Consider the following 14,479-nt stretch of genomic DNA (forward strand, 5'->3'; position numbering starts at 1 on the left):
TCATTTGACGGACATCCTTTCATATAGGTTTGATTCACTTAATATGATACCTGATGTCACGCCGAATGGCGTTTTTGTATTTACCACCAATTAGGTGGCTAACTTCATTCTATAATCCACCTAATATCTTTTTTAATTGATAGGTATACGAATAAAATTAAGTACCAACTTGCCTATGCAAAATAGCACTAACCTTTTAGATTGACACTGTAATTGACACTTTTTAAGTTGAAATTTTAATAATACAGTTATCATTGTTAATATTTTCCTACAAAGATTAGCACCCACATTATCTAGCATAATTGATTAGATGACATGAATACTAGCTTCTATTTTAAAAATAATAGATATTCATTAATTCACACTCAGCATATCAGACACAATAAAAGTATTATCAATAGTTAATCATCAAATTTTTAATAGTCAACTATACTCCACCATTAGTACTAGTTAACTGATACCAATATTAATAATGTTCAATTTTGAAGAAGAACTAATACTGCTCTAGTACAATATTAGTTCTTCTTTGTATATAAAGATTTCTGCTTTATTTGAGTTTGAATAAGTCAGAAATTTTTATTTAGAACATTAATGATACTAAAAGGAGTTGATAATATTATGACGATGTATGGTTATGTCTCTGGCTATTATAGAGATAAGTTTATTAAGGATTCTAATTTTGAATATCAGGCTAATCTTCTTTTGAATAGCGGAATTCCTTTTGAAAACTGCTTTGCTGATGGTTTCAGTCATATCAATAAAGAAAGATATAAACTTCATAGATTTCTTACAACTGTCGCTAAGGAGGGTGATATCCTGTTCGTCCCTTCTTTAACTAACCTCTATTCCAACGTACGTGAATTATGTTGTCTTATGCATGTTGTTGAGGATACTGGGGTTATTATTAAATCAGGTGATATGGATCTTAGTGATGACAGCACTGCTAGCAATTGGATTATTGCATCACAACTAGCTAAGCTTGACTACACACATTATCTTCATCAGAAGTGTCTTTCTAAAGCTATTAAGAAAGCAAAGTATCAGGCTACGGTAAACGTTGGAGGTCATAATAAACGTGTCATCACACCAAAATACAAACAAGCATATGACTATCTTCAATCTCATACATACACTGCTACTCAAGAGAAATTTCACTTATCAAAATCTACTTTGTATAGAATCAAGCAGCAGATTGAACATCAACTGCGTCCAACCAATACTGCTCAGAGTTACAATGCCTGACGAGGTGATTGCAATGAATGATAAACAAACGTTGATCTATTGGCTAGATGCAACAGGAGGTGAAGAATTTGATGAAATTATACGACTAACAATTATTGATACTAATAATAAAGACCTTTTTAACAGTACTTTTTGTACCAAGCTTGTCGATTGGTGGTATAGCGATCTTAACGGTATCAGGCCGGAAGATACTTATGAAGCTCCCTTATTAGAAAACTATAAGGATAAAATACAATCGATTTTCGATAGGGCTTCAAAGATAATCACGTTCAATCCAACAATTACGTATCTGAAACGCCAAGGCATCACTATATCAATCGATACTTTAGTTGAAGACCTTGCCGACTATTTTAGAGTTATGGGGGATGAAACAGATACAATTGATAATCTTTGTATTTATTACGGCTATCCACTGCCTGATAACATTTTTAGCAGAACGGGCGTTGATTACGCTAAAGCTATTAATTTTTGCTGGCATAAGATGATGGAATATTCTCAAGCACAAAAAAACTGAACAACTAAAAAAGAACACTTAGTAAACTAATAAATCTGCTAAGTGTTCTTTACCTATTTAACTAAAATGGAATGTCATTATCGTCTGTTTTATTTGCTTTTTCCAGCAAATCAAGACGCGCTTTAAGAATTTCATTCTCTTTTCTTAAGCTTTTAATCTGAAGTTGGTCTGTTTGATGAGCTGCTTCTAACTTTTCAATATCACCGTCAGTTTTTTGAAAAGTGTTAGAAGTAAACAGAACAGCGACAATTTCATTGCCCTTTTTAAGAGTAATGGTCTTTTTGGCTTTATCATTGGCCTTAATCAAATATTCCCAGTTACTTAGGAATTCTGTGATTGTTACCATGTACGTCTCATGCAATTGCTTTCTGAGCATAATCAGTATCCTTTCCATAAAAATTTATTAAGGGAGGTCCCTATAGCTTTTTCTAATAAAAAATTATTTTTTATAAAGAAAACATTTTCAAACTACATTAAACGTGAATAACTCTAAAAGATAACAACCGATCGTCGCTTAGTAAAAATTACCTCTGTTCGTCAGTCGTACAATACCCCTTAGGATCAGCGCTTTTATTATTTAAAGTGCCGTCAACCCTAAGGGGTATTGTACGATAATCAACGAGAACGTTTATTGTTAATGATCTCTGATTGTAAATAATTATTTATGAATTGACTGACGTTTGCTTCTTCACACATAACTTCGATATGCCCTTGATTCATTTCAGGGGTATCCTTTCCGAAATCCATTGAAAGTGCGCCTCTACATAATTCTAATTGTTCTTTTGTAGGAGCGCATTTTCCCTTGATGTATTCATCCTGCTTCTGCAAAACTGATTTAATTTGCTTTAGCTGATTATAATTCTTAAAAATAACAATTCTTTTTAGTAGTTTTGATTGTTGATTATAATTAGGAGTAATTGATGATCTCTTCATATTTAGTATTAGTTTTTCAACGGCGAAATCTAGCGAATCAGCTAGGTAATATTGGAATGTGAGCATATCACTGTTAGACATGGGACTTATGGAACCTAGGCTAGGAGTGACTGTCATGAAAGTAGCACTATCCATGAATACAACAAGTAACTCATCAATAGTTCTGTTCCTATATTTAAGTATCAATTTATTCCAGGACATACTTAGCCTGAATTGACCTAAATTATAAGACTCAGCTCTGTACCTTGTTTCATCATCTTCTTCGAGGTACATACAAAAATCAGGATCTAATGGTAAATTTATGTGGGAATCAGTAGCCAAACGGATCGAAACGTTACGCGCTCAAATTATTGCTAAATTAGATGCTCAATTTACGGAGTTGAAGTCAGATAATGACGCATGATTTAAACAAAACCGCCGCCTTCCGGGAGTTGGAAGACGGCGGTTTTAGCGTTTAATTACGGATTAAAAGAAGGTCTTGGACAAAGTTGCGACCAGGATCAAGAGCAACACCGAAGAAATTCCGGCGGCCACGAGGGCGTTCTTGCCGCGGGTGAAGAGCACGGAGAAGTTCACGTTCATCCCCAAGGCGGCCATTGCCATCCCTAGGAGCAGGTAGGCTAATTTGACCAGACTTGGTACCAACGCGGCCAGGCCCGGGATAAAGGTGCCGGCCACGCTGGCCAGGATAAAGCCGAGCATGAACCACGGAATCGGCACCGGCTGCTTTTCACCGGTCGGGTTGGCTTGCCGGGTCGCCTTTTGGTACCAGATCCCGACTAAGATCGCGACTGGGGCCAAGAGCAGGACCCGCGAAAGCTTGGTGATGATCGCCGTATCAAGGCTGACCGGGCCCCCGGCGCTCCCAGCGGCGACGGCGTGGGCGATTTCGTGCAGGCTGCCCCCGGTCATCACCCCAAATTGCAGGGCGGTCATGTGCAAGAGTGGCTTGAGCCCGATTTCGATCAGGGTAAAGAGTGTCCCGAGGATCGCCACGATCGCTACGGCAACCACCTCATTTTCCTGGTGGCGCAACTTGGTGGCTGGATCGTCATCGCTGGTTAATTGCGATGAAATCCCCATCACAGCGGCGGCCCCGCAGATCCCGGTCCCGCTGGCGGTCAGGATCGCTAAGTGGCGGTCGACCCCGAAGCGGCGGGCGAGCTGGTAGGTGACTAAAATCGTGAAGGTCACGACCACGACGGCCAGGGCAATCGTCTTGATCCCGGCTTGGGCCAGGGCAATCAAATTGAGCTTAAAGCCCAGCAGGATGATTCCGAGACGCAGGAACTTGTTGGCAATCAGGCCAATTCCCGGCCGGCTGTAATCCAGGACCGGGCGACCAACTTGCATCACCATCCCTAACAAGAGGGCGATCACTAAGGCACCAATCACCTTGAGGTAGGGGAGGGTGGCCAGGTAGCTGCCGGCCAGCGAACAAATTAAGGTTAAGAGCGCGGCGCAAGCAAAGGGCCAGCTAAATATCTTCTTGAGCATTTCACTTTCTCCTTTCCGAATTGACATCCGGATTTTTTTACATTCTTAATGTACCATGCTAGACTGATAAATAAAAATTATGATTTCTTTCTTGTAAGTTAGTTTTCCTTATGAAAGGGGCAGGACGATGGAAAATTTACTGGACCACCGGTTGACGACCTTAATGGTGGTGGCGCAGACCGGCTCGTTGACCGCCGCCGCTCAGCAGCTCTTTATCACCCAGCCGGCCGTCTCCCAGCAGCTGGCCAGCCTGGAGGCCGATCTAGATGTCCCGCTGTTGGCCCACCACGGGCGCCGGGTCAAGCTAACGCCGGCGGCCACGGAACTAGTGGCCTACGCTAAACGGCTCGGGCAGGACAATCAGGCGGTCTTAAAGCGGCTCCGCTTGGCCCAGACCCCGCCGTTGCGCTTGGGGGCGACCCGCTCGCTGGGGGCCTTTTTACTGCCGCAGCTGCTGGCCAAGGTGATCGCGGCCGGCTACCAGCTGGAAATGACGATTGAAAATACCGCTGTCCTGTCCCAGCAGCTGCTCGCCGGTCAATTAGATGCGGCCTTGATCGAGGGTAATTATTCGCGGCAGGACTTTGCCGCCGCCCCGTTGGGCAGTGCGCCCTTTATCGGCGTGACCGCCCAGGCCGAGGCGCCAGCGACATTGCCAGCCTTGTTTGACCAGCTTTTGATCGTCCGCGAAGCCGGCTCGGGGACCCGCGAGATTTTGACGACCTGGCTGGCGGCGCACAACGCCCAGCTGAGTGATTTTCGCCAGACCTTAGCCTTAAGCAGCCCGACGGCGATCATTGAATTACTTAAGCAGGGGGTCGGGATCAGCTTTATGTACCGGGCCCTGGTGGCCAACGAATTGGCCCGGGGCAATTTGTTTGAATTGCCGCTGGCCGGCTTTCCGCTCGAGCATCCCTTGAATTTGATCTACTTAAAGGAAAGCTCCTTTGCCGCCGAATTTGGTCCCCTGGTGGCGACCGCCCGGGAAATGCTGGGAAATTAAGTTCTGGTTAAGCTTGGGGACCAACGGTGGTCAGGTCCGGTTACGTTCGGTAAGCTAGAACTATTTATAGAAGGGGGCAATTTGATGTTGCAGACACGGTGGTTGACGTTTGGGGTGGCTTGGCTGATTTTGCTAGCGGGGTATTACCGGCTACTGGCGGTACCAAACCGGACGCCGGCCCAGCGGGTGACAGTCTTTACCAGCCTGGGCTACTTAATGGTGGTGGCCTGGCTGGTCTTTGCCCCGGTCGGGCTGATCCTGCCAGATTCTTACAAGGCCCTGTCGTATTTTTACATGGTGCCGTATAACCTCCACCCGTTCGTCCACGTCGACCCGGAATTTTTGGCCAATATTTTGCTGACCGGGCCACTGGGGGTGTACTGCTACCTTTGGCGGCCGCACTGGTCGTGGTGGCAGGTTGCTTTGGCCGGGCTCGTGCCGGGGCTGGTGATTGAAAGCGCCCAGTTTGCTTCGGACTGGTTGGTTCACACGTTGCGGGTGGTCGATATTGACGATGTGATTACCAACTGGGCCGGCCTGGTGCTGAGCTACGTAGTAGTCTGGGGGCTGGACCACACCCCACTGCGGACCCTGATCAAGCCCTTTCGCCTACGCTAGGTCATAACCAGGCGCGCAAGTCAAGAAGCCAAGGAATGAAACCGTTTTAAATAAAATCGGGGAAGTTATTGACAAATCCATGTGTAAACGCTAACATATAGTCACAAGGTATTAAGTATTTACCTTCTAATCAATTCTCTTTCTCTCTTATGCCGATCACCGTCCTTGTTGGCGGTAATTTTTGGTTTTCTGGGATTTATTCATGGGCCGGGCCGACAATTTCTTTGAGGGGATGATCACGAATGACTGCTAACATTTGGGCTAATTCGGCACTGGATTCTGCCATTCCCCCTTTAATCCATAGCATGATCACCGTGCTAACTTCGCTGGCGTGAACTACTCAGTCATAAATGACCGCGCTTCTGGATCAAAAGGCTGCTAAGAGCCGCTCAATCTCAGAAAACGTTTAGGCAATGCAACGGCTTGCGCCGTTGAGATCAAGTTGATCTTAATTACTGTTTCGCACCCGTTTTGCACGCTCAGGGTGATACGCCAACAGTAACTCTCAAAACCTTTGGGGACGGACGGCGAGGTTCTGTCCCGCCCGTTAATTAATTCGTTGTAACTAATACTCTGGCTGGAATCGCTTTTGGCAACTTGTCTTTAGTGATTTCAGCTTTTTTAGCAGCTTTGATTGCTGCTTGACGTTCGAGATACTTAATATGCTTCTTAGGATCAAGGGCCCAAGTTAAAATATTACGACTAGCGTTCAAATCACGATCAATCAATTTTCCAGTGTGCTTAGACACCCATTGACGCTCACCACTTTTTGGTATTGTGTGCCAAATTCAACTTGACTGGTCTTATAACTATCAACTTTCAGCAGGGTTTTGCCTTCACGATCGGCCATTTGCTCTAAAAGCAACGCAATTTCGTAAGGCTTGATTTTCGCCAGCTTACGGTTCTTACCCCGATTAGTGGCCCCTGACCCTTTCTGATTCTTCTTGCGCATTTCTTTGGCATCGAGTTTTTCAATGGCAATTAGCTCATACTCAGCAAACAACTGCCGAGCAATTTGGCGATACCGTTCCGTCAGCAAGTTGGCCCGACGGGCTGAGTAATAACGAATCTGTTTGCTCAATTGCTCGAGTTGCTTACTATCAGCCCGAAGATGCTTTTCTTTGATTGCACGACGACTTTTTAGACCGTTGATTATCTTTTCATATTGATCGGCCTTTTTATCCACATTGATTAAACAAGAAAAAATTGAATGATGTCAACGATTAGGCAGCTAAGGCTCGAGATTCAGCGGGCGCGAGGCTGCCTAATTTCGTAAAGCGGTCAAGTCAACAACAAGACAAGTCAGTGCCTTGAGGCGTTAGCTGTACATACCGGCTTATAGCCGTAGAACAAAGCACTCGTTTTATGGGTGGGTGTGATTACCTTTGTAACCGAGCGACCCGCCAACAAAATTAACAAGCTTTTTTTTCTAATCTGGCAATTGAGATACGACATATCTAAAAATATGCGCAATCACGAAACGCTAAAAATGATAAGCGTTTAGCTGCGCGATAATGGCGAAATATCAAGCTTAATTAAAGTTATTTATTTGTTTTTGACAAACTTTTGCGCATATCTGTAAATATGTCGTGTGTCAAAGATCGGAATTGGGAAAGTTTTGAACTTAATTTTGAAGTTGAAACGGGAAAAGCGCAGTTGGTAAATGAAATTTAAACGCAATGATTAAATGATATTTACGCGAAAATATTTTTAAATATTTCGCTTGGAATATCTTAAAACGGTAATTAAACGGGAGTATCTTAATGGTGCGATTAAATATTTGAACGAGAATATTAAAAGGAGCGGGGTAATGAAGTTAAAAGAGTGCATTAAGTTTAATGCTGGGTTGAACAGTAAGTCCCGATAGGAAGCTTTTTATTCACCTTCAGGTAACTTATATAGCTGCCTACTAAGCAGATCCACATGCTTACGACGATTACTGGTTGGGCCCTTGCTACCCTTAAGCAAATCTGAAGGTTTAACATTTAAGGCTGATGCAAGAGCCATCAATGTTTTAATGATAATGTTCTGTTTCTGTTTTCTTTCGATTTTTGAAACAAAATTAAGTGATAAGTCACTCATCTCAGCAAGCTGTTCCTGCGTGATACCCTGCTGTCGTCTTAGTCCATGGTTATCAACCCTTTTATTTAAAGGTTAGATAACTTAATAGCTGTTTTTAACTTACTGGAGTAACATTTTTACATCAGAAATACGTGTTTATATAGTACACATTTAGTAGTGGCAGATTGTAAAATTTAAGTTGAACATTTAAGTGGACAGAAAAACCCATAAAGGTCTTTAATGGTGTTACCACAACATTCCATTGAAAGAAGGACCTTTATGGGCACCACTATCTTATCATTTTCAGACCGCGTTGTCATCGAAACACTTCATAACGAGAAACGTTCCTTGCAGTATATCGCTAACTACTTAGGCTTTAGTAAGACCACTATCTTTAATGAAATTCATCGCTTGAATGGCGAATATCAAGCTGCTAGTGCTCAAGCTAACCTTGAATCTAAGCTTAGTCGTCGTGGTCGTAAATGCTCATTAACGGCTAACCTCCGACTAATCGAAGACAAGATCAAGATTCAGAAATGGTCAATTGAACAAGTAGCCCATGTGGTTAGGATCGCCTACAAGACTATCTATAACTGGGTCGATCAAGGATTTCTAGATATTCGGATGACTGATTTACCTGACCATGGTATTCGCCGTAAGCGGACTAAAGAAACTCGTGGTACTTTTAGTCATGGTCGTTCGATTGAAGATCGTCCAGCTGAAGCTTCTGATCGTAATATTGCAGGCCATTTTGAAGCTGATACAGTTTTATCTGGTAAGCGCAAAGGTCAAGCAGTAGCTACGTTTGTCGAACACAAGAGTCGCCTTACTATCGTTAAACGGCTTGATGGACGAGATAGCACTTCAATGACTAAGGTTATCCTTGAGTTAGCTAATCAATTAGGAACTAATCTCAAGACACTGACGGTTGATCACGGGAAAGAGTTCGCCAACTACCAATCAATTGAGAAAAATACCGGCGTGCCGTTGTACTTTGCCCATGCTTATTCACCACATGAACGCGGTAGTAATGAGAACCGTAACCGAGTTTTGCGACGATTTATTCCCAAGGGACAAGCTATTGAAGAGCTGAGCGATCGCCAGCTGGTTCAAATCAATTGGTATCTGAATTCCCGGCCACTCAAATGTCTTAATTGGCGCACACCAATCGAGATCTTCCTGCTTAATTTACGTCATTAAATTCGTTCAAGTTATTTCTTGCAATCTGCCATAAATAAATCTTGATTAACATTTTTCAGATTAAGTTAATATTACCAACACGAAAAAAGACCCAAGGAGCCGAATAGTTCGACTTCTTGAGTCCTTCTTATTTAGGAAAGCAAACTAACATGTAATTCTGCTAGTCACGCTTCTTCTTGAATCCTGCAAGACCAATTAGGCTAGTCAAACTAGCTAATGCCAAACCAGCAGCGCTAAAGCCATTTCGTGATTCGTTACCTGTTTGTGGTAACTGACTTTGCTTGTGGTTATTAGCATTATTGGATTGACCCGTTGAAGAAGTTGAAACTTTCTTTCCATTATTGTCTTGAGATGCACCATTGTTATCAACAGCAGAGTTGTTACCGTTCTTCTTGTCATGATCGTTAATTGTTGGATTTCCAGGGGTTACCTGACGATCCTTAACGACATTAACAATTTGAACACCACTCTCTGTGATAACAAGGTTTGGTGTTTCTCCATCCTTGAAGTGGTAACCGGCAGGAATGGTCAGTGTAATCTGATCACCTAACTTGCCAGTGACAGTTTCCGTCTTAACCACATTACCGTTTTCGTCAACGTACTTAATGATGTTAAGAACGGGCTTCGTTACTACTTCTGGGTTATCAGTGTCGTGTTTATTCGTGACCACATAAACTGTTCTAACAGGTTGATTTCGATCGATGACCCAACTTGGTACATTTCCGCCATCAATGTGATATCCACTTGGAACATTGATATTAATCTTGTCACCAGTATGGCCAGAAACTTTATCAGTCTTCACAATCTTACCATTTTCATCAACGTAATTAATTGTTGTTGAATGGGTGTTTTGAGTGTAGGTGATATTAATAGTTGTATCGATATCATCTGCAGTCACCTTATGAGCGGAGACTTTACTCTGGTTTGGAGTATAGTCATCAATCGCTGGAACATCATCAAATTCATTCCACCTGCCGGTACTCCACTGGCCATAAGTGACATGACCAGTAACTTCATCCAAATCACCAGTCCGCGTGAGCGTAGCCGTTTGCGTGGTCGTAGTCGTCTTCTTGGTGGTTGGATTAGTGATGTTAATCGTCCGCGTTACCGTCTTGTTCAGGTCACTTGCGTGACCACCATCAATTGTGGTCTTGCCATCCGGCGTCTTTTCGTCGGGCTTGATTGGATCAGTTGGTTGAATGGTCCGGTGGGCGTGGTCAACTGTAATGACCGTGTCGGGGGTCGAAGCTCCCTTGAACGTAATTGTGGCTGGCACTGCCTTAACAGTTGAACTATCCGCAATCTTCCAACCAGCCGGCAGACTGGACTTGCTGTCAACCGTTTGGTCGGTCTTCCCCGTTACCGTATCGGTCTTGATCACATTCCCACTAGCGTCTTTGTATTTCACGTGCGTGGTTTGGTCATTCGCCGTGTAACTGATGTTCACAGTTGCGTCTGGGGTGGTACTATCTACGCTTGCTGAAGCCACACTGGCTTGACTTGGCGTGTAGCCGGCAATCGCTGGAACATCATCAAATTCATTCCACCTGCCGGTACTCCACTGGCCATAAGTGACGTCCCCGGTCACTTCGTCATAACTGGCATCCCGATATAACTTCACGGTTTGAGTTTTCGTACTTTTGCCATTGTTTGGATCAGTAATATTGATCGTCCGGGTAATCGTCTTATTCAGATCAGCCTCGTGAGCACCATCAATTACCTTGCCAGTAACCGTCTTCATACCTGGGGCCACTGGCTTCGTGTGATCCACATTAGTCATGACATGACTCAAATGTATATCAATCGTCTGATTATCATTACCAATTTTTACTGAGGTCGGTAAAGTTCCACCCTTAGTTAATTTATAACCAGTTGGGAGAGTTAAACCGTTAACAGGTTGTTCACTATCAACATCACCTGTAACTTGAACCGGCTCACCAACCTTAGATCTATTACCGTTATCATCAATAAACTGATATGTTACAGTTTTTTTCGCCAGAACATCAATTTTAGCAGATTGCAATTCTACATATGGTTTATAACCTGCCATATACAGTCCTGTTCCAAGATATCCTGTCTTCCCGTCATCTGTCCCTATCGTTGAATCAGTGCCATCAATATTGATTCGCCCAATAATTGATGAAGCAGGTAATGACGGAATTTCAACCAAGATTGATTTAATCGATGACCAGTCTGTTACTTTATCTGCCGTTACAAAGCTACTCGTATTTGGTTGATACCCTTCCGTATCTTCACGATTTGTAAAATTAAAACTGGAGGTTGAGTACTTGAAAGTTAACGGAGTCGATCCACTATATGTTACTGAATTTGCACCATGTAGTTGAAAATTAAACCCTGAACCATTACTTTTACTTGGCAAGTTAATAATTGTCTGAGCATTGCTAATCGCATTTGTGGAACCATTATTAATTGATACAGCAAAATGCATGCTTTCATTACCAGTTGTAGATGATGTCCCATTTGATGAATTATCTGCTAAGTCTTTGTTTCCTTTAGCCAAACTAATCGTATTCAATCCAGAAATAGCTCGGGTAACTGTAATGGTAGCAGGACCATTATCTATAAGATATAAATTACTTGTGTCACTAGGTAACCACTTTTGTTCATCACTAGTTGGTGAATATGTTTTCCCATTATTCTGAGGAAAATACTTCGTCCATGGCATTAGATCTTCTACCGGAGAATAAAGTATGGTTTTTACTTTATATGTTCCTTGCATTACATCGCTGCTGAAGCCTAAAAGCATGTTTATTGTCTTAGTTATGTCTAAGTAGGAACCTGTATAATCAATTTTTACAATTGTATTATCTTCGTCATCTTGAAAAACTGATAATTTAGCATTCTTAACAGCTGCATAACTATAACTATCCAATCCTTTATAAGTAATGCCCTTTGGTAATTTAATATACAAAATTGCATTATCAATATGTGCGGTCGTTGATGCCATCAATGATAGTTTACTAGAATCGTAATAAGTCCTTATGACTAAATTGGTTTGTGTTGAGTCAATTTTATTTGAATCAATCGTTACACTTTTACTTCCATCATCATTTACAAAACTGCTAAGTGAAGAAGATTGTCTTTGGCTTGGTACCAACACCAAAATATTTTCAGAGCTGTGGAACGGATACCAAGAACCATTGGAAACAGCACTTAACTGCACTCCAAGTTGCCAAACTTCACCATTTTTAACAATGGTTTTTCCATCACGCTTAGTTTTGCCCACGTGGCCATATATTTCAAACATCTGAGGCATCTCGTTTGAAACAGCGTTATCTTCATTAAAATAATTACTACTACCATCAAACGTGCCAGTTCCACTATAAGAATCAATCACATCTGGTGTTAATGTAATACTCGTAATAGTTCTTGATAAATCATTAACTTCTATTTTATCTCCTGGCATAACTGTACCTCTGTGTACAGTCCCATCATCAAGTTTATATTGATACGTATATGAAGTTGCCCCGCTAATTGATGGAACACGTACACCATGGACAATCATTCCATCTGGAATATTAAGCGTAATCTGAGCATTATTTAAATTAGCACTGTAACCATTTTGTAAACCAGCATAAGCAATAATCTGATCATGATCATCCTGCCATTGTATTAATTCACCCTGTCCATTAGAATTCCATGTCTTAGACTTCCAAGCTGAATTTACCCATGTTGACACATTAGTAATTGGCACTTTGTCACTAGTCCCCCAGAAATTCTCTGAAAATGGTTTATCAGACGTAAATTTCTTTTGTTGCTTACCATCTGCGGTTAGATTTTCTACAATCGAAATTCTATCAGTTGCAGTTCTTGTAAAAGATGTTGTTTCTGGATTCTTAATGTCATAATGCCCAACAAATTGATAACCAGGTTTGAGTTCAAAGCCTTGTGCTCCTTTACCGCTTGGAACTGTGATAATAATATTATTACCTTCTTGCTTAATCTCAGCTTGTTTATTATCACCGTAGAATCCAGGTACCAATTTATTCGTAGCATTCACATCAAGAACAAATCCTTCTGGCATTGGTATCGTGATTGTCGTTCCATAATTCAAGGTATTGTTAATTTGAGCTGATGGCCAATTTGGCTTCCCTGCCTGACTAGGAACGGTACCATTATCTTCCCTAACCGAGTAAGAGTAAACTACGTTAGAATTAAGAAGCTGTTTGCTATCAATTAATGAAGATGATTTTAATTGTTGATTTGGATTCCAACTGGGCATTTGCCGTGAAATGAAGTTCAAACCAGTATTATCCTGTTCAGTTCCGTTTTCGAACCATTTAATTGTCTTTTTCGTATCTCCGGCTGGATCACTAAGTGGGTGATTCTTAGCTCCATAACCATTATTACTACCCTCGATATCAATTTCCAGATTTAAAGTGGCACTCCGGCTAAAACTATATTTAATTATCCAATTTGATGTATTTGAGCCTGAAATAATTGATCGCGTTCCATATTGACTGCTTAAGCTTGGAGCGTTAACAGTGTATGTATCTGCATATGGTATTGTGATAACAACAGTGTCGCCATTTTGGACATTTCCATGTAAAAGTAACGGAAAAGTTATCTTCCCATTAATGAAGGCAGAATCTGGTACAGTACTGCCATTTTGACCCATGACGCCATAAGACTTAAATGTTAATGAATAACGTCTATCTGTGGATTTATCTGTAATAGTAGAAATAGAATTATCATTAGTTACTTTAGTTACTTTAGTCCCAGTTGGATTAATGACAAACAGTTTTGAATAGGGTACTGCTTGTGATGCGTTATTCACATTATCGGTATCGATTGTTTGGGTAATACTATTCTCTGACTTTTGACCATTCTCCTGTACTTTACCAATACTATTTTGTGTTGATTCATTATTACTCTTAGTAGTAGTAATATCGGATTGGCCTGTATTACCATTGTTTGATTCCGATGTTTCATCTGTATTACCATTGTTTGATTCCGATGTTTCATTTGAAGCATTAGTAACTTTCGAATTATCACTTAAGGTTACTTTTGTTCCATTTGACATGTTCGGAGTGGTCGTTTGCTTCTCCGTTTCGGTTTCTGAAGTGCCAGCATTATTAGTAGCATCTGCTCGTACCGCTTGGGCATTACCAAAGTACAGAGTGGTTCCCAGTAAAACAGAAGCGACTCCAATTCCCAACTTTCTCAGTCCGTAATGGGGAACCCGCTTGGCATCATCTTCCATTTTGTGTTGAATATTGTTTTTAGATACCATCAAATATACTTTCTTTCTATACGTTTATACTTTCAACGTTGTTTTGATTAATGACATAAGAATTGTTATTTTCTTAGATACCTAAATTTCAAGAATAAGTTAGCCACTGGACTCAAATAAATAATACTGACCAATTGATTATTGGTTGATGGAGCTG

Annotated in this window: 11 protein-coding genes and 1 pseudogene; 5 read left to right on the forward strand and 7 right to left on the reverse strand. The window is 41.5% G+C overall.

All coding sequences use genetic code 11. The annotated features are described in order from the left end of the window. Positions 1-618 precede the first annotated feature (618 nt). Both QOR82_RS07245 and QOR82_RS07250 read left to right on the forward strand, forming a co-directional pair. Positions 619-1,242 (forward strand): recombinase family protein, encoded by a 624-nt coding sequence (locus tag QOR82_RS07245; RefSeq protein WP_283584113.1) that lies wholly within the window; start codon positions 619-621, stop codon positions 1,240-1,242. Positions 1,243-1,255: 13 nt separating this feature from the next. Continuing rightward, the gene (locus QOR82_RS07250; protein ID WP_283584114.1) at positions 1,256-1,756 is read left to right on the forward strand and encodes a 3'-5' exonuclease family protein; all 501 of its coding nucleotides are present in this window, start codon (positions 1,256-1,258) and stop codon (positions 1,754-1,756) included. Positions 1,757-1,817: 61 nt separating this feature from the next. Here QOR82_RS07250 and QOR82_RS07255 read toward each other — a convergent pair whose 3' ends face one another. From QOR82_RS07255 to QOR82_RS07265, 3 genes are all read right to left on the reverse strand, one after another. Further along, on the reverse strand, positions 1,818-2,102 hold the full coding sequence (locus QOR82_RS07255) for a hypothetical protein (protein ID WP_085719413.1): 285 nt from the start codon (positions 2,100-2,102) through the stop codon (positions 1,818-1,820). A gap of 269 nt (positions 2,103-2,371) precedes the next feature. Next, positions 2,372-2,824, reverse strand: coding sequence for a hypothetical protein (locus tag QOR82_RS07260; protein ID WP_225430649.1), 453 nt, complete (start codon positions 2,822-2,824; stop codon positions 2,372-2,374). 330 nt (positions 2,825-3,154) lie between these two features. Continuing rightward, positions 3,155-4,186, reverse strand: a complete 1,032-nt coding sequence (locus QOR82_RS07265) for a YeiH family protein (RefSeq protein ID WP_035160040.1) — start codon at positions 4,184-4,186, stop codon at positions 3,155-3,157. A gap of 127 nt (positions 4,187-4,313) precedes the next feature. Between QOR82_RS07265 and QOR82_RS07270 the strand changes: the two genes are divergently transcribed. Together QOR82_RS07270 and QOR82_RS07275 are read left to right on the forward strand one after the other, a co-directional pair. Then, the gene (locus QOR82_RS07270) at positions 4,314-5,189 is read left to right on the forward strand and encodes a LysR family transcriptional regulator (RefSeq protein ID WP_283584115.1); all 876 of its coding nucleotides are present in this window, start codon (positions 4,314-4,316) and stop codon (positions 5,187-5,189) included. A gap of 84 nt (positions 5,190-5,273) precedes the next feature. Next, positions 5,274-5,807, forward strand: coding sequence for a VanZ family protein (locus QOR82_RS07275; protein ID WP_283584116.1), 534 nt, complete (start codon positions 5,274-5,276; stop codon positions 5,805-5,807). A gap of 551 nt (positions 5,808-6,358) precedes the next feature. Here the strand turns inward: QOR82_RS07275 and QOR82_RS07280 are convergent. The 3 genes and pseudogenes from QOR82_RS07280 to QOR82_RS07290 form a co-directional block, all read right to left on the reverse strand. Further along, complete coding sequence (locus QOR82_RS07280) at positions 6,359-6,556, reverse strand: hypothetical protein (RefSeq protein WP_283584117.1); 198 nt, start codon at positions 6,554-6,556, stop codon at positions 6,359-6,361. Beyond that, positions 6,532-6,888, reverse strand: coding sequence for a transposase (locus tag QOR82_RS07285; protein ID WP_283584118.1), 357 nt, complete (start codon positions 6,886-6,888; stop codon positions 6,532-6,534). The genes QOR82_RS07280 and QOR82_RS07285 overlap by 25 nt, the downstream gene beginning before the upstream one ends. A 794-nt stretch (positions 6,889-7,682) precedes the next feature. Further along, positions 7,683-7,919, reverse strand: a pseudogene (locus tag QOR82_RS07290) (helix-turn-helix domain-containing protein); the annotation flags it as partial. Between the two features lie 228 nt (positions 7,920-8,147). On the opposite strand from QOR82_RS07290, the gene QOR82_RS07295 reads away from it, so the two are divergent. Next, positions 8,148-9,068, forward strand: coding sequence for an IS30 family transposase (locus QOR82_RS07295; protein ID WP_283584119.1), 921 nt, complete (start codon positions 8,148-8,150; stop codon positions 9,066-9,068). 160 nt (positions 9,069-9,228) lie between these two features. Here the strand turns inward: QOR82_RS07295 and QOR82_RS07300 are convergent, their stop codons facing one another. Continuing rightward, positions 9,229-14,322 carry a mucin-binding protein gene (locus QOR82_RS07300; RefSeq protein WP_283584120.1) on the reverse strand — a complete coding sequence of 1,698 codons (5,094 nt, stop codon included), beginning with the start codon at positions 14,320-14,322 and terminating at the stop codon, positions 9,229-9,231. Positions 14,323-14,479 lie beyond the last annotated feature (157 nt).

Source organism: Limosilactobacillus difficilis (assembly GCF_947387495.1).
GTDB lineage: Bacteria > Bacillota > Bacilli > Lactobacillales > Lactobacillaceae > Limosilactobacillus > Limosilactobacillus difficilis.